The organism is Clavibacter sp. AC415, assembly GCF_979252985.1.
Window position 1 is genome coordinate 51,148 of the sequence record NZ_CEEDAR010000011.1, and the last position, 16,413, is coordinate 67,560.

General features: G+C 73.5%; 12 protein-coding genes, 1 tRNA gene and 1 pseudogene. 10 read left to right on the forward strand and 4 right to left on the reverse strand.

Annotated features, from left to right (window positions below):
* Nucleotides 1-39: 39 nt before the first annotated feature.
* From ACZ411_RS03420 to ACZ411_RS03430, 3 genes are all read left to right on the forward strand, one after another.
* On the forward strand, nt 40-903 hold the full coding sequence (locus ACZ411_RS03420) for a LysE/ArgO family amino acid transporter (RefSeq protein WP_464168548.1): 864 nt from the start codon (nt 40-42) through the stop codon (nt 901-903).
* A 75-nt stretch (nt 904-978) separates the two neighbouring features.
* Nucleotides 979-1,986 carry an LLM class flavin-dependent oxidoreductase gene (locus ACZ411_RS03425; protein WP_464168550.1) on the forward strand — a complete coding sequence of 336 codons (1,008 nt, stop codon included), beginning with the start codon at nt 979-981 and terminating at the stop codon, nt 1,984-1,986.
* Nucleotides 1,987-2,108: 122 nt separating this feature from the next.
* Entirely contained in the window at nt 2,109-2,420 is a 312-nt protein-coding gene (locus tag ACZ411_RS03430; protein WP_464168583.1) for a TraR/DksA family transcriptional regulator, read from the forward strand.
* A 30-nt stretch (nt 2,421-2,450) separates the two neighbouring features.
* Here ACZ411_RS03430 and ACZ411_RS03435 read toward each other — a convergent pair whose 3' ends face one another.
* Nucleotides 2,451-2,954: a MarR family winged helix-turn-helix transcriptional regulator gene (locus ACZ411_RS03435; RefSeq protein WP_094116368.1), complete on the reverse strand. Its 504-nt coding sequence runs from the start codon at nt 2,952-2,954 to the stop codon at nt 2,451-2,453.
* 94 nt (nt 2,955-3,048) lie between these two features.
* Here ACZ411_RS03435 and ACZ411_RS03440 point away from each other — a divergent pair.
* The 3 genes from ACZ411_RS03440 (at nt 3,049) to ACZ411_RS03450 (ending at nt 5,710) form a co-directional block, all read left to right on the forward strand.
* A tRNA-Gln gene (locus ACZ411_RS03440) sits at nt 3,049-3,120 on the forward strand.
* Between the two features lie 53 nt (nt 3,121-3,173).
* Nucleotides 3,174-4,718, forward strand: a complete 1,545-nt coding sequence (glmU, locus tag ACZ411_RS03445; protein ID WP_464168553.1) for a bifunctional UDP-N-acetylglucosamine diphosphorylase/glucosamine-1-phosphate N-acetyltransferase GlmU — start codon at nt 3,174-3,176, stop codon at nt 4,716-4,718.
* A gap of 14 nt (nt 4,719-4,732) precedes the next feature.
* A complete protein-coding gene (locus ACZ411_RS03450; protein ID WP_094116366.1) occupies nt 4,733-5,710 on the forward strand; it encodes a ribose-phosphate diphosphokinase in 978 nt (325 codons plus the stop codon).
* A 49-nt stretch (nt 5,711-5,759) separates the two neighbouring features.
* Here ACZ411_RS03450 and ACZ411_RS03455 read toward each other — a convergent pair whose 3' ends face one another.
* Nucleotides 5,760-6,134: a hypothetical protein gene (locus ACZ411_RS03455; protein WP_104290143.1), complete on the reverse strand. Its 375-nt coding sequence runs from the start codon at nt 6,132-6,134 to the stop codon at nt 5,760-5,762.
* Nucleotides 6,135-6,201: 67 nt separating this feature from the next.
* Entirely contained in the window at nt 6,202-7,656 is a 1,455-nt protein-coding gene (gndA, locus tag ACZ411_RS03460; protein ID WP_464168556.1) for an NADP-dependent phosphogluconate dehydrogenase, read from the reverse strand.
* A gap of 83 nt (nt 7,657-7,739) precedes the next feature.
* Between gndA and ACZ411_RS03465 the strand changes: the two genes are divergently transcribed.
* The 4 genes from ACZ411_RS03465 to mfd all read left to right on the forward strand — a co-directional run bounded on the left by ACZ411_RS03465 (nt 7,740) and on the right by mfd (nt 15,002).
* A complete protein-coding gene (locus ACZ411_RS03465) occupies nt 7,740-9,737 on the forward strand; it encodes a gluconokinase, GntK/IdnK-type (protein ID WP_464168558.1) in 1,998 nt (665 codons plus the stop codon).
* Nucleotides 9,738-9,906: 169 nt separating this feature from the next.
* Nucleotides 9,907-10,554 carry a 50S ribosomal protein L25/general stress protein Ctc gene (locus ACZ411_RS03470; RefSeq protein WP_094116364.1) on the forward strand — a complete coding sequence of 216 codons (648 nt, stop codon included), beginning with the start codon at nt 9,907-9,909 and terminating at the stop codon, nt 10,552-10,554.
* A gap of 151 nt (nt 10,555-10,705) precedes the next feature.
* Nucleotides 10,706-11,293, forward strand: coding sequence for an aminoacyl-tRNA hydrolase (gene pth / locus ACZ411_RS03475; RefSeq protein WP_104344768.1), 588 nt, complete (start codon nt 10,706-10,708; stop codon nt 11,291-11,293).
* 76 nt (nt 11,294-11,369) lie between these two features.
* Nucleotides 11,370-15,002 carry a transcription-repair coupling factor gene (gene mfd, locus ACZ411_RS03480; protein WP_464168562.1) on the forward strand — a complete coding sequence of 1,211 codons (3,633 nt, stop codon included), beginning with the start codon at nt 11,370-11,372 and terminating at the stop codon, nt 15,000-15,002.
* Nucleotides 15,003-15,085: 83 nt separating this feature from the next.
* On the opposite strand, the pseudogene ACZ411_RS03485 reads toward mfd, so the two are convergent.
* Nucleotides 15,086-16,317 (reverse strand): annotated as a pseudogene (locus tag ACZ411_RS03485) (Na+/H+ antiporter NhaA).
* Nucleotides 16,318-16,413 lie beyond the last annotated feature (96 nt).

Here is a 16,413-nt window from a genome sequence, read left to right on the forward strand (position 1 = left end):
GAGCTGGTCTGATGGGCAGGCGATGCCTACCGTGGGGGCATGCACCCGCTCGCGCACGCCCTCTCCGGCTTCGGCCTCGGCTTCTCCCTCATCGCCGCCATCGGCGCGCAGAACGCCTTCGTCCTGCGCCAGGGCACGCGTCGGGAGCACGTCCTCGCGGTCGTCCTCATCTGCGCGGTCTCCGACGTGATCCTCATCGGGCTGGGCGTGGCGGGGGTCGGCGCCGTCATCGAGGCCGCTCCGGTGGCGATCGTCGTGATCCGCGTCCTCGGCGCCTGCTTCCTCGCCGGCTACGCGGCCCTGTCCCTGCGCCGCGCCGTCGCGCCCGCGGGCCTCGCCGTCGCCGCGTCCGCGCCGCAGGCCCTCGGCGCCGTGGTCGCCGCGTGCCTCGCGCTCACGTGGCTGAACCCGCACGTCTACCTCGACACGGTCCTCCTCGTCGGATCGGTCGCCGCGGGCCACGGCGACGGCCGCTGGGCGTTCGGCGTCGGCGCGATGATCGCCAGCTGCGTCTGGTTCACGCTCCTCGCCACCGCGGCGCGCGTGTTCGCGCCCCTGCTCGCCCGCCCGTCGGCCTGGCGCGTGCTCGACACCGTGATCGCCGTCGTGATGCTGGTGCTCGCCGTGCAGATCCTGCTGCCGCTCGTGCCGGAGCAGCTCGCGGAGGGGGCGCGGGTCCTCGTCGCCACGGCGATCTGCCTGGCGCTCGCGGGGGCGGTCGCCGCCGGGGCCGGGCTCCGGCGTCGTCGCGCGGGCGCGGATGCTCCCGCGGACGCGGACGCGGACGAGGACGCGGACGCGGGTGCTTCCGCGGACGCGGTCGACCCCCTGTCGGCGGACTCGGCGGCCCCTGTGGGGCCCGCCCCCGCCTCCCCGGTCGGCAGCTCCGCCCCCACGGCCTGAGGGCGGCGCCGCGCCCGGGACGCCGCGCGGCCCTCGGCTCGGAACACCCGGGGCCCTCCCGCTGTTGGACCCGGCATGACCGTCCCGCTCTCCATCCTCGACCTCGCCCCCATCGCCCCCGGGGAGACCGCCCGCGACAGCTTCGCCGCCTCCGTGGCGCTCGCCCAGCAGGCCGAGCGCAGCGGCTACCGCCGGGTCTGGTACGCGGAGCACCACAACATGGCGTCCATCGCGTCCAGCGCCACGAGCGTCCTGATCGCGCATGTCGCCAGCCAGACGTCGACGATCCGCCTCGGCTCCGGCGGCGTGATGCTCCCCAACCACTCGCCGCTCACCATCGCCGAGCAGTTCGGCACGCTCGAGACGCTGCACCCGGGCCGCATCGACCTCGGCCTCGGCCGCGCACCCGGCAGCGACCAGGCCACCTTCCGGGCGCTCCGGCGCGACCCCGCGTCGTCCGACCGCTTCCCCGAGGACGTCGTGGAGCTGCAGGGCTTCCTCGCCGGGGAGAGCCAGGTCCCCGGCGTCGCCGCGACCCCGGGCGCGGGCACCCGCGTGCCCCTCTACATCCTCGGGTCCTCGCTCTTCGGCGCCCAGCTCGCGGCCGCCCTCGGCCTGCCGTACGCGTTCGCCTCGCACTTCGCGCCCGACGCCCTGCTCGAGGCCGTGCGGATCTACCGCCGCGACTTCCGCCCGTCGGAGCAGCTCCAGGAGCCGTACGCCATCGCCGGCATCAACGCCATCGCCGCCGACGACCGCGCCGACGCGGAGCGACAGTTCCAGCAGGTCCGCCGCGCGCGGCTCGTGATGCTGCTCCGCCAGAGCGGGCAGATCCCCGCCACCCAGACCTTCACCGACGAGGAGCTCGACCGGCTCCTCGAGGCGCCCGTCGGGGCGCACGTCGCCAGCATGATGACCTACACGGGCATCGGCACGGGCGCCGAGGTCTCCGACTACGCGAACCGGTTCGCCGAGCGGGCGGGCGTCGACGAGGTCATCGTCGGGCACGCCTCGCAGCGGACGCCCGAGCGCCTCCGCTCGGCCGAGCTGCTCGCCGACGCGCACGCCCTCGTCGCCGCGTAGTCCGACCCGTGCCCGCCGACCCCGCATCCGGCGACGCCGTGCCCGTCCACGTCGCGGCGGTCCACGCCGCCCAGTCCGGTGCCGCGTCCGTCGCTGACGCGCCCGTCGGCCCGCGCGCGTCCCTGGCCGCCCTCCGGGCCGACACGCTCGCGCTCATCCGCGGGCTCGACCGCGACGTGGCGGCCATCGTCGAGGCACGGCGGGACGCCAACTCCGACGACGAGCACGACCCGGAGGGCGCGACCCTCGCCTTCGAGCGCTCGCAGTCGGACGCGATGATCCACGAGGCGCGCGCCCGCCTGGACGACATCGACGCGGCCGTCGCACGACTCGACGCCGGCACCTACGGCCGCTGCGAGGCGTGCGACGAGCGGATCCCGGCCGGCCGGCTCGAGATCCGTCCGGCCGCCCGCCGCTGCGTCGCGCACGCCTGAGCGTCGCCGCGGAAGCTGCGGTCGCTCGGATCAGGTCAGGTCGTCGTCCAGGTCGAGGATCAGCTGGCGGAGGAGCCCCGCCAGCGTGTCGCGGTCGGCGGCGGGCATCGTCTCCAGCAGGTCGGCCTCCTCGGCGACCAGCCGCGTGATGGCCGTGTCGACGCGCGTGCGCCCGGCGTCCGACATGACCACGAGGATCCCGCGCCCGTCGTGCGGGTCCGTCCGGCGCTCCACGAGCCCGCGGGCGACGAGCCGGTCGATGCGGTTCGTCATGGTGCCCGAGGAGACGAGCGTCTGCTGCAGGAGGGCCTTGGGGCTCAGCTGGTAGGGATCGCCCGCGCGCCGGAGCGCCGAGAGCACGTCGAACTCCCACGACTCGAGCTCCGACTCCTGGAAGGCGGACCGGCGGGCGCGCTCGAGCAGCCGCGACAGGCGTCCGACGCGCGACAGCACCTCGAGGGGTGAGAAGTCGAGGTCGGGCCGCTCGCCCCGCCACGCGTCGACGATGCGGTCGACCTCGTCGCGGCTGGGCATGCCCCCATCATGCCGGTCCGCGGACATCCGCCCGGCCGAGCGGCGCACCGCGGTCTGGCAGACTCGACCTGCGCACGGCCGGGCCGTGGAGCGGTCCGCCTTGGTGTAACGGCAGCACTTCAGCCTTTGGAGCTGTGAGGTCCAGGTTCGAATCCTGGGGGCGGAGCGACGCCCGCCGGCCGCGCCGGACGACGGAACGCGAGACGCAGGGAGATCGTCATGACCGACTCAGACAGCACGCCGAGGACCCGCGAGATCCCCATCGTCACGGGCGAGCTCGATGTCGACGGCGAGCCGCGCAGCCCCTCGATCGCGGTCGTGATCCTCGCGGCCGGCCAGGGCACGCGCATGCGCTCGCGCCTCCCCAAGGTGCTGCACGCGCTCGCCGGGCTGCCGCTCGTCGGCCATGTGCTCGCGACCGCGGAGGAGCTGGGCGCCCGCCACGTCGTCACCGTCGTCCGCCACGAGCGCGACCAGGTCGTCGAGGTCGTCCGTGCGCTCTCCCCCGACGCCCTCGTGGTCGACCAGGACGAGATCCCGGGCACCGGCCGCGCGGTGGAGGTGGGCATCACGGCCCTGCCCGACGGGTTCACCGGCCAGGTCGTCGTGCTGTCCGGCGACGTCCCGATGCTCGACGCGGCGACCCTCCGCTCGCTCGTGTCCGCGCACCGCCAGGCCCGCAACGACCTGACCCTGCTCACCGCCCGCCTCGCCGACCCCACCGGCAACGGGCGGATCATCCGCGGCGAGGACGGCGCGTTCCAGGCCATCGTCGAGCAGAAGGACGCCACGGGCGACCAGCTCCGCATCGACGAGGTCAACGCGGGCGTCTACGTCTTCGATGCGGAGGCGCTGCGGCAGACCCTGGGCGCCATCGGCACCGAGAACGCGCAGCGGGAGAAGTACCTCACCGACGCGGCCGACGTCATCCGCCGCGCGGGCGGCGCCATCGAGGCCCTGCCCGTGCGCGACAGCTGGCTCGTCGCCGGCATCAACGACCGGGTGCAGCTCACGGCGGCCGCGACGGAGCTGAACGCGCGCATCATCCGGCGCTGGCAGCTCGCGGGCGCCACCATCCAGGACCCGCGCACCACCTGGATCGACGTGAAGGCCACGCTCGCCGCCGACGTGACCGTCCTCCCCGGCACGCAGATCCTCGGCGCGAGCACGGTGGCGGCCGGCGCCACGGTCGGCCCCGACACCACCCTCCGCGACACGGAGGTCGGCGAGGACGCCGAGGTGCGGCGCACGGACGCGGAGCTCTCCGTCATCGGCGCCCGTGCGAAGGTCGGCCCGTTCTCGTTCCTCCGCCCGGGCACGCGCCTCGGCGACGACGGCAAGATCGGCGCCTACGTCGAGACGAAGAACGCGGAGATCGGCGCGTCCAGCAAGGTCCCGCACCTCAGCTACGTGGGCGACGCGACCATCGGCGAGCACACCAACATCGGCGCCGGCGCGATCTTCGCGAACTACGACGGCGTCTCGAAGCACCGCACGGAGGTGGGCGACCACGTGCACGTGGGCTCGCGGAACGTCTTCGTCGCACCCGTTAGGATCGGTACCGGCTCCTACACGGGTGCCGGTGCCGTCATCCGCAAGGACGTCCCGCCCGGCGCACTCGGCATCTCGGTGGCGCCGCAACGCAACATGGTCGGCTGGACCGAGGCCAAGCGACCGGGCACCCCCGAGGCCCGGGCCGCCGTCGAGGCCGCCGACGGCGCGAGGGACGACTCGTCCGACGCCCAGCACACCGAGCAGCACTGACGAGACGGAGTCCCGTGTCCGCAATCAAGACCGCCGGAGAGAAGCGGCTCGTGCTCGTCACGGGGCGAGCGCACCCCCAGCTCGCCGAGCAGATCGCGGAGGAGCTCGAGACCACCCTCGTGCACACCGACGCGCGGACCTTCGCCAACGGCGAGCTCTACATCCGGTACGACGAGAGCGTCCGCGGCAGCGACGCGTTCGTCATCCAGGCGCACACGGCGCCCATCAACGAGTGGCTCATGGAGCAGCTCATCATGGTCGACGCCCTGAAGCGCGCCTCCGCGAAGCGCATCACGGTCGTCGCGCCGTTCTACCCCTACGCGCGCCAGGACAAGAAGGGCCGCGGCCGCGAGCCGATCTCCGCCCGCCTCGTCGCCGACCTCTTCAAGGCCGCGGGCGCCGACCGCATCATGTCCGTCGACCTGCACGCCGCCCAGATCCAGGGCTTCTTCGACGGCCCCGTCGACCACCTCTTCGCCATGCCCGTGCTCCTCGAGCACATGCGCAGCGTGCTCGACTCGAAGACCCTCACGGTCGTCTCGCCCGACATGGGCCGCGTGCGCGTCGCCGACATCTGGAGCGACAAGCTCGGCGCCCCCCTCGCCATCATCCACAAGCGCCGCGACCCGAAGGTGCACAACCAGGTCACCGTGCACGAGATCGTCGGCGATGTCTCGGGTCGCGTCTGCCTGCTGGTCGACGACCTCATCGACACCGGGCGCACCATCGTCTCGGCCGCCGAGGCGCTGAAGAAGAACGGCGCCACGGGCGTCGTCGTCGCCGCGACGCACGCCGTGTTCTCGGACCCGGCCACGCAGATCCTCGACAGCCCCCACATCGACTCGGTCGTCGTCACCGACACGCTGCCGATCCCGGAGGAGAAGCGCTGGGACAAGCTCACGGTGCTGCCCATCGCGCCGCTGCTGGCCCGCGCCATCCATGAGGTCTTCGACGACGGCTCCGTCACGAGCATGTTCGACGGCGCCGCCTAGGCCGGCAGGACGCCGGCCGCCTCCCCGTGCGGGGGGCGGCTCCCGCGGGTCAGTCCCGGGAGTTCCGCTCGACGACCTCGCGCGCGACGCGCCCCGAGGGGATGAGGCCCAGCGAGACGATGTGCTCGTCGCCGCCGAACGCGTACCGCGTGTAGCACTCGTAGCCCACGACGCCGGGGCCGAAGAGCTGGAAGCGCACCTCGTAGGAGGGGGAGTCGGGGCGCTCGAACCGCACGAAGTCGGCGCACGCCATGTCGGCCGTGTTCGCGCCGACGCGCACCATGGTGACGACGCCGGGGAGCAGCAGGCTCACGATCCCGACCACCACGACGACCCGCATCACGAGGAGCGTGCGCTTGCTGCGCAGGCTCCGGGGGCGGTGCGGCTCGTAGCCCGCGAGCTCGGGGTGCTCGTCGTCGTCCATCCGCCCCAGTGTGACAGACGCCCCGCCGCCCACGAGGGGCGGCGGGGCGTCGTCGGGGCGCGGACGGCTAGTGCGTGTCCTCCGCCTCGATCTCGGAGCGGTCGCCGGACCACAGCGTGTGGAACGTGCCCTCCTTGTCGGTGCGGTGGTACGTGTGCGCGCCGAAGAAGTCGCGCTGGCCCTGCACCAGGGCGGCGGGCAGCCGCTCGGAGGCGAGCGAGTCGTAGTAGCTGAGCGCCGACGCGAACCCGGGCACGGGGATGCCGGAGAGCGCGGCGACCGACACGACGCGGCGCCAGGCCTGCTCGCCGTCGGCGACGGCCTTCGCGAAGTACGGGTCCTCGAGCAGCGTCGCGAGGCCCGAGTCCTTCTCGTACGCCTCGACGATGCGGTTGAGGAACTGGGCGCGGATGATGCAGCCGCCGCGCCAGATCTCCGCGACCTTGCCCTTGTCGATGTCCCAGCCGTACTCCTGCGCGCCCGCGATGATCGCGTCGAAGCCCTGCGCGTACGCGACGACCTTGCTCGCGTAGAGCGCGGCGCGCACGTCGTCCTCGAAGGTGTCCCCGCCGGGCTGGATCTCCGGACGGCTCGTGATGGTGGCCTGCACGGCCTTGCGCTGCTCGGGCTTCGAGGAGACGGCGCGCGCGAACACGGCCTCCGCGATGCCGCCCACGGGCACGCCGAGGCCGACCGCGTTCTGCACGGTCCAGACGCCGGTGCCCTTGGAGCCGGCCTGGTCGACGATCACGTCGACGAGCGGCTTCCCGGTCGACGCGTCCTTCTGGCGGAGGACCTCCGCGGTGATCTCGATGAGGTACGACTCGAGGTCGCCCCCGTTCCACTCCTCGAAGACGTCCGCGATCGCGTCGGGCTCGTGGCCGCCGACGCGGCGCAGCAGGTCGAACGACTCGGCGATGAGCTGCATGTCGGCGTACTCGATGCCGTTGTGGATCATCTTCACGAAGTGGCCCGCGCCGTCGGTGCCGACGTGGGTCACGCAGGGCTCGCCCTCCGCGACCGCGGCGATGGACTCGAGGATGGGGCCGAGCGTCTCGTACGCCTCGGCGGTCCCTCCGGGCATGATGCTCGGGCCCTTGAGCGCGCCCTCCTCGCCGCCGGAGATGCCGGCGCCGACGAAGTGGAGGCCCTTCGCGCGGACCTCCTTCTCGCGGCGGATCGTGTCCGTGAACAGCGCGTTGCCGCCGTCCACGATGATGTCGCCCTCCTCGAACGCCGCGGTCAGCTGCTCGATGACGGCGTCCGTGCCGCGTCCGGCCTTGACCATGATGATCGCCGTGCGGGGACGCTGCAGCGACGCGGCGAACTCCTCGACGGTGGTGGCGGCGACGAAGCCGGCCTCGGGGTGCTCCTCGATGAGGTGCGTGGTCTTCTCGGTGGTGCGGTTGTACACCGCGACCGTGTTGCCCTCGCGGCTGGCGAGGTTGCGGGCGAGGTTCGACCCCATCACCGCGAGCCCCACCACCCCGATGTTCGCCGTGGCCTTCTGGTCATCTGACATCTGATGCCTCCTTGTCGACAGTCGTGCTCAGGGTACGCCCGGGTCCCCGGGCGTCAGCGAGGTCACGGGGAGCGTCTCGTAGGATGGACGGGCGCACCGCGAGGGTCGCGCCGCACGAGTTCCTCACCGAACCGCAGGGAGTGATCCGCATCGACGCCGTCCGCCCGTTCCCGCCCGTGATCGTGATGGGGGTCTCCGGATCCGGGAAGTCGACGGTGGGCGACCTCCTCGCCCAGGACGCCGGCGTCCCCTTCATCGACGGAGACGACCTCCACAGCGAGTCGGCCCGCCGGAAGATGGCCGAGGGCCACGCGCTCGACGACGACGACCGGCGTCCCTGGCTCGAGGGCATCGGGCGCGTGCTCGCCGACCGGCCCGAGGGCGGACCGGTCGTGGCCTGCAGCGCCCTGAAGCGCTCCTACCGCGACATCCTCCGCGCCGCCGCCCCCGACGTCGCCTTCGTGCACCTCGCGGGGGACCACGACCTCCTGGCCGAGCGCCTCGGGCACCGGGAGGGCCACTTCATGCCGGGCAGCCTCCTCGCCTCGCAGCTGTGCACGCTGGAGCCGCTCGGCGACGACGAGCGCGGCGTCACGCTCGACATCGCCGACGACGCGGTGGCCCTCGCCGACGCGGCGGTCCGCGAGCTCCTGCCCGGCGGTCGGACCGCGTCGCCCGGTCGCGTCGACGACGCCCCGGCATCGCCGACGGAGCCCGCCGTCGCGGTCCCCGAGGCGGATGTCCCCGCGCTCGTCCGCGCCGCGCGCGCCGACGACGCTCTGCCGGACCCGTCGGGCGCCGCCGCGGTCGTCGCCGAGACCGAGCCGTCCGACGAGGGCGCGCCCGCCGCGGCCATCCACCAGCCCATCCGGGTCGCGATCGTCGGCTGCGGCGTCATCGGCACGCACCACGCGCGCGTCCTCGCCGAGCACCCCGGGTTCCGCGTCGCCGCCCTCGTCGACACGAGCGCCGCCACCGCGGAGGAGCTCGCGGAGGTGGTCGTCGACGAGCTGCGCGCCGACCGCCCCCGCGTCTTCGCCCGGCTCGCCGACCTCGTCCGCGCGGACGCCGCCGAGCTCGTCGTCATCTGCACCCCGAGCGGCCTGCACATCGGCCTCGCCGAGGAGGCGCTCGCCGCGGGCCTGCACGTCGTCATCGAGAAGCCCCTCGACGTCGACCTGGCGCGCGGCCGTCGCATCGCGGAGCTCGCGCGCGCGGCCGCCGGACGCGGGATCCTCTCGACCGTCATCAGCCAGCACCGCTTCAATCCCTCGAGCGTCGTCGTCGACCGTGCCGTGCGCTCGGGTCGGCTCGGCCGGCTCACCTCCGCGGTCGCCAGCGCGCCGTGGTGGCGCAGCCAGGGCTTCTACGACTCCGGGCACTGGCGCGGCACGTGGGACCTCGACGGCGGCGGCGCCCTCATGAACCAGGGGGTGCACACGCTCGACCTCCTCGTCTCCTACCTCGGCCGCCCGGTCGAGGTGTACGCGCAGACCGCGCTGCTCGCCCACGAGGGCATCGAGGTGGAGGACGTCGCGGTCGCCGTGATCCGCTTCGCCTCGGGCGCGCTCGCGACCCTCCAGGCGAGCACGGCCGGCTACCCGGGCCTCGACACGCGCGTGCAGGTGCAGGGGACGCGCGGATCCGCGGTCATCGAGGCGGGCTCGCTCACCTACTTCCACGCGGCGCCCGAGTCCGGGGTGCCGGCCCAGGCGGACGTGCGGAACGACGCCGAGCTCGAGCTGCACGACGCGGACCTGCCCCGGTCCCCGCGGCTCGACAACACCTACCTCGAGGGCCACTACCGGCAGTACGACGACATCGCCGACGCCCTCCGGACGGGACGCCCGGCCGGGGTGACCGTCGACGACGCCTTCGTGTCGCTGGCGACCGTGGTGAGCGTGTACGTCTCGGCCACGCTCGGCACGCCGGTCGCGTTCGAGGACGTCGTCGACGGCGTGCACGACGGCCTGCGCCTCCGCGTCGGGCAGTCGACGCCGCCCGCTCCCGGGGCGGCGGGGCCGACGGCGCAGGAGGGGTCCGCCGCGGACGCGTCGACCGGGGGCCCGTCCGTCCGGTAGCATCGGGGGTTGAACTTCGGCGAGGGATCGCAGGGGCCGTGCGCGAGCGCGGCGGCGGTCCGTTATCGACGCGGTGGACGGGGCTCGCACCTCATTCCTCACGCGCAAGCGTTCGAGCAGACGACACACCACGACGCGAGCCCTCACGGGCTCCACTAGGAGCGACACCATGGTTGACAACAACCTCACCGCGGAGCTGCGCACGCAGTTCGGCAAGGGCGCGGCCCGCAAGATCCGCGCGATCGGCAAGATCCCCGCGGTCATCTACGGCCACGGCACCGACCCGCAGCACGTCACGCTGCCGGGCCACGAGCTCATGCTCATCATCCGCAAGGCGAACCAGATCATCACGCTCGACATCGCCGGCAAGCCGCAGCTCGCTCTGGTGAAGGACGTCCAGAAGGACCCCGTCCGCCAGATCATCGAGCACGTCGACCTCATCGTCGTCCGCCAGGGCGAGCGCGTCGAGGTCGAGGTCCCGATCCACGTCGAGGGCGAGTCCTACCCCGGCACGATCCACACGATCGAGAACACGTCGATCCTCGTCGAGGTCGAGGCCACGCACATCCCGGAGAGCTTCGTCGTCTCCATCGAGGGCTTCGAGGACGGCACGCAGGTCTCGGCCGGCCAGGTCGACCTCCCCGCCGGCGCCACGCTGGTCACCGACCCCGAGACCCTCGTGCTCGCGGTCTCCGTGCCCCAGCTCGACCTCACGACCGACGCGGTCGACGAGGACGTCGTGGCCGAGGGCGACGCCGAGGTCGACGTCACCGACGACGGCGCCACCGGCGACCAGTCGGGCGACTCCGACAAGTAGCACCACCGCGGCCCGCGGGTTGCGCCGCCGCTTCGCGCGGCACCGCACCACCAGCACCACGGAGCCCGTCGGCCGCCGTCCGGGACACCGGCCGCGGCCGGCGGGCTCCGCGCATCCGCCCCGGATGCGGCCGACGACGAGGAGATGGCACGTGGACGACCGGACGCTGCTCGTGGTCGGGCTCGGCAACCCGGGCCCGCAGTACGCGGGCACGCGCCACAACGTCGGCCAGATGGCCCTCGACGTGCTGGCCGACCGGATGCGCGCCACCTTCCGCTCGCACCGCGCCAACGCGCAGGTCGCGGAGGGCCGTCCCGTCCCGGGCGGGCCGAAGCTCATCCTCGCGAAGCCCGGCTCGTTCATGAACCTCTCCGGAGGGCCCGTCGCGAACCTCCTCAAGTACTTCTCGCTCGACGCGTCGCAGCTCGTGGTCGCGCACGACGAGCTCGACATCCCGTTCGACGCCATGAAGCTCAAGCAGGGCGGCGGGCACGGCGGCCACAACGGCATCCGCGACATCATCTCCTCGGCAGGCACGGGCGACTTCACGCGCGTGCGCATCGGCATCGGCCGGCCTCCCGGCCGCCAGGACGCGGCCGACTTCGTGCTGAAGCCCTTCTCCTCCACCGAGCGGCAGGTGCTGCCGAACGTGCTCGAGGACGCCGCGGACGCCATCGAGATGATCGCCGCCGACGGCCTCATCGCCGCGCAGCTGCGCTTCCACACCGCCGCCTCCTGACCGGCGCGCGGCTCCCGGCCGTCCGCCCTCGGCGGACGACGGCGAGCACGTCGGTGGCGGCGCGTACGATCATCTGGTGATCCTCCAGGGCTTGATCCCGGCGCTCTCGCGCGCCTCCACGTTCGACGACGCCCTCGCATCGGCCTCCCGTGACGCCGACTTCTCCCTCACCGAGGGGCTCCAGGGGCCGCTGCTCGCGGGGCTCCTCCGCCAGCGCATCCAGCGCGGCATCCCGGGGTGCCTGCTCGTCGTCACCGCCACCGGCCGCGAGTCCGAGGGCATGCGCCGCAGCCTCGCCGCCGTGCTGCCCGACGCCGAGATCCTCGAGTTCCCGGCGTGGGAGACGCTGCCGCACGAGCGGCTGAGCCCGAGCGCCGAGATCGTCGGCAAGCGGATCCACGCGCTCCGTCGCATGGAGCAGTGGCACCGCGCGCTCGGCCAGGGCGCCCGCGAGGTGCCGGCCGACCAGGTGCGGCCGCTCGTCGTCGTCGCCTCGGTGCGCGCCGCGCTGCAGCCCGTCGCCGACAACCTCACCGAGCTCGCGCCCGTGCAGCTCGTCACGGGCAGCCGGGGCCACGACCTGTCGGAGCTCGCGGTGCGGCTCGTCGACCTCGCGTACTCGCGCGTCGACATGGTCACGCGCCGTGGCGAGTTCGCGGTGCGCGGCGGCATCCTCGACGTGTTCCCGCCCGTCGCCGACCACCCCGTGCGCGTGGAGTTCTTCGGCGACGAGGTCGACCAGATGCGGCCCTTCGCGGTCGCCGACCAGCGCTCCCTCGAGGAGACGGTCGAGTCGGTGGAGCTGCCGCCGAGCCGCGAGCTGCTGCTGAGCGCCCCCGTGCGCCAGCGCGCCCGGGAGATGCAGCACGAGTTCCCGAACCTGCAGCAGATGCTCGCGAAGATCGCGGAGGGCATCCCGGTCGAGGGCATGGAGTCCCTGGCGCCCGCGCTCGTCGACCGGCTGGTGCCGGTCACCCACTACCTCCCGGTCGACGCGGCCATCGCCGTCGTCTCGCCCGAGCGCGTCTCCACGCGCGCGCAGAGCCTCGCCGACACCAACCGCGAGTTCCTCGACGCCGCGTGGAACGCCGCTACCGCCGGTGCCCAGGCCCCCATCGACCTCGCCTCCGGCGACTTCCTCTCCCTCGGGCGGCTGCGCGACGCCCGCGGCCCGCGCCGCTGGTGGACCCTGTCGGGCTTCCAGGCCACCGACGTGCTCCCGGAGGACCTGGGCATCGACGAGGTCATGACCGTCCGCATCCAGGCGGATCCGGTCCCGAGCTTCGCGGGCAACGCCGACGGCGCCGTCGAGCACGTGCGCGAGCGCCTCGCGGCGGGCTGGAGCGTGGGCGTCGTCGCGCAGGGCTCGGGGCTCGTCGAGCGCGCCGACACCGTGCTCCGCGAGGCCGGCGTGCCCGCGCGCGTGGTGGAGGAGTTCCCCGCCGCCCCGGAGGCGGGCATCGCCTACCTCCTCCGCGCCGCGATCGACGCGGGCTTCGAGATGCCCGAGATCCAGCTGGCGCTCCTCACGGAGAGCGAGTTCTACGGGCGTGCCGCCGGGTACGACAGCCGGCAGGTCAAGAAGCTCGCCACGCGCCGCAAGAACGTGGTGGACCCGCTGCAGCTGAAGCCGGGCGACCACGTCGTGCACACCACGCACGGCATCGGGCGCTTCGTCGAGCTCACGCAGCGCGAGGTGTCCTCGGGCGGCCGGAACGCGGTGAAGACCCGGCGCGAGTACCTCGTCATCGAGTACGCGCCCTCGAAGCGCGGCTACCCGGGTGACAAGCTCTTCGTCCCCACCGACCAGCTCGACCTCCTCAGCCGGTACGTCGGCGGCGAGGAGCCCGCCCTCAGCAAGATGGGCGGCAGCGACTGGGCCGCGGCCAAGGGCAAGGCGCGCCGGGCGGTCCGCGACATCGCGGTCGAGCTCGTGAAGCTGTACTCGGCGCGCATGGCGTCCCGCGGGCACTCGTTCCCGCCGGACACCCCGTGGCAGCGCGAGCTCGAGGAGGCGTTCCCGTTCATGGAGACGCCCGACCAGCTCACCGTCATCGACGAGGTCAAGCGCGACATGGAGAGCCCCATCCCCATGGACCGCCTGGTCTCGGGCGACGTCGGCTTCGGCAAGACCGAGATCGCCGTGCGCGCCGCGTTCAAGGCGGTGCAGGACGGCAAGCAGGTCGTCATGCTCGTGCCCACGACCCTGCTCGTGAAGCAGCACTTCGAGACGTTCTCCGAGCGCTTCGCCGGGTTCCCGGTCCACCTGCGCCAGCTGAGCCGGTTCCAGACCGACAAGGAGTCCCGCGAGACCATCAAGGGCCTCGAGGACGGCTCGGTCGACGTCGTCATCGGCACGCACCGCCTGCTCACGGGCAGCATCGCGTTCAAGGACGTCGGCCTCGTCATCATCGACGAGGAGCAGCGGTTCGGCGTCGAGCACAAGGACGCGCTGAAGAAGCTGAAGGCCAACGTCGACATCCTCGCCATGTCGGCCACGCCCATCCCGCGCACGCTCGAGATGGCGGTCACGGGCATCCGCGAGATGTCGACGCTCGCGACCCCGCCGGAGGACCGGCACCCGATCCTCACGTTCGTCGGCCCGAACAGCGAGAAGCAGATCGCGGCGGCGATCCGCCGGGAGCTCCTCCGCGAGGGCCAGGTGTTCTTCGTGCACAACCGCGTCTCGAGCATCAACCGCGTCGCCTCGGAGCTCGCGGAGCTCGTGCCCGAGGCGCGCGTCGCCGTGGCGCACGGCAAGATGAGCGAGGCCATGCTGGAGCAGGTCATCGTGGACTTCTGGGAGCGGAAGTTCGACGTGCTCGTCTCGACCACCATCATCGAGACCGGCCTCGACATCGCCAACGCGAACACGCTCATCATCGACCGGGCCGACAAGTACGGCCTGAGCCAGCTGCACCAGCTGCGCGGTCGCGTCGGCCGCGGTCGGGAGCGCGCGTACGCGTACTTCCTCTACGACGCCGACAAGCCGCTGTCCGAGACGGCGCACGACCGGCTCTCCACCATCGCGGCCAACAACGAGCTGGGCTCCGGCATGCAGGTGGCGCTGAAGGACCTCGAGATCCGCGGTGCGGGCAACCTGCTGGGCGGCGAGCAGTCGGGCCACATCCAGGGCGTCGGCTTCGACCTCTACCTCCGCATGATCGGCGAGGCCGTCTCGACCTTCCGGGGTGACGTGGCCGAGGGCCAGACCGAGCTGCGGCTCGAGCTGCCGGTCGACGCGCACATCCCGGAGGAGTACGTCGACAGCGAGCGGCTGCGCCTGGAGGCGTACCAGAAGCTCTCGACGGCCGCGTCGCCCGCGGCATCGGACGATCAGATCGACCGGGTCATCGAGGAGCTGTCGGACCGGTACGGCGAGCCGCCCGTGGAGGTCGACAACCTCGTGCGGGTGTCGCGCCTGCGCCGCGTCGCGCAGCGTGCGGGGCTCAGCGAGGTCGTGGCCATGGGCCCGAACCTCCGCATCGCGCCGGCCGACCTCGCCGACAGCAAGCAGGTGCGCCTGCAGCGCATGTACCCGGGGAGCCGCCTGTTCGCGCAGACCAACGCCGTGACCGTGCCGCTGCCCAAGCGCGACGGCGAGCCGCTGCCGGACTCCGAGCTCGTGGACTGGGTGCGCCAGCTCCTCGACGCGGTGTTCACGGTGGAGCCCGCGCCCGCGGCGAAGGCGCCGGCGCCGAAGGCCTGATCGACGGCGGGCGCCGGCGCCGAAAGCCTGACCCGGCGGCGGGCGCCGGCGCCGAAGGCCTGATCGACGGCGGGCGCCGGAGCCTAGGCGCGGGCCGGCCCGCCGTCGACGTGCGCCGGGAAGTCGTCGCGCGTCGCGTCGTCACCGCGTCCGCGTCGCCCCCGGCCCGGCGGGCGCGACCGCTGCGGATCGACAGGACGACGGCGGCCGCCACGATCGAGACGCCCGAGCCGAGGAGCACCGCGAGGGTGCCCTCGTCGCGCACCTCGTCGAGGCCGGCGAACGCGAGCTCGCTCATGAGCAGCGACACCGTGAAGCCGATGCCGCCGAGCAGCGACACCGTCACGAGGTCCGGCAGGGCGAGCCCGCCCGCGGATCCGCGTCGACGGGCGACGGCCGCGCCGAGCAGCCCGCCCGCGGTGATGCCCACGAGCTTCCCGAGGGGCAGCGCGAGCGCGATGCCCCAGAAGGCGGGCGCGAGCTCCGAGAGCCCGACCGCGGGGATCGCGACGAGCGCCGCGGAGAACGCGAACAGCGGCAGCACGATGCCGTTGGAGGCGGGCTCGAGCGCGTGCGCGGCGCGGAGGCCCGAGAGGCGGGGGAGCGCGAAGCCGAGGGCGACGCCCGCGATGGTGGCGTGGATCCCGGAGGAGAGCGTCGCCCACCACGTGACGAGCGCGATGAGGACGAGCAGCGCCACCACGGCCGTCCGCGCCGCGCCCGTGCGGCCGACGCCGAGCCGGCCGACGACGGCGAAGAGCGCGACGCCCGCCACCGCGACGAGGAGCGGCACGACCGCGAGGTCCTCCGTGAAGAAGACCGCGATGATCCCGATGGCGATGAGGTCGTCGAGCACCGCGAGCGCGAGCAGGAACACCCGGACGGCCGCGGGCAGGCCCCGGCCGAACACGGCGAGCACGCCGAGCGCGAAGGCGATGTCGGTCGCCGTCGGCACGGGCCAGCCCCGCTCGAAGCCGCTGCCGGCGGTGATCGCGAGGTAGACGCCCGCGGGCACGACGACCCCGCCGACGGCGGCGATGGCCGGCACGAGCGCGGCGGAGACGCTGTTCAGCCCGCCCGCGAGGAACTCGTGCTTGAGCTCCACGGCGACGATGAAGAAGAAGACGACGAGCAGGCCGTCGCTCACCCAGTGGCGCAGCGACAGGTCGACGCCGATGGCGGGGAGGGCGAGGTGCCCGTCGGCCCACGCGATGAGGCCGGGCCCGGCGGGCGTGTTCGCCACGACGAGGCCGATCACGGCGGCGAGCAGGAGGAGGCCGGCGGCGATGCGCTCGGAGCGGATGAGGGCGGTCATGTGCGCCTTCCGGGGTCGGGGGAGGGGGAGACGGTCGCCCGCCGCCGACCAGACTTCCCGGCACGCCGCAGGCCAGCCTACCGGGCGCCCGGTGCG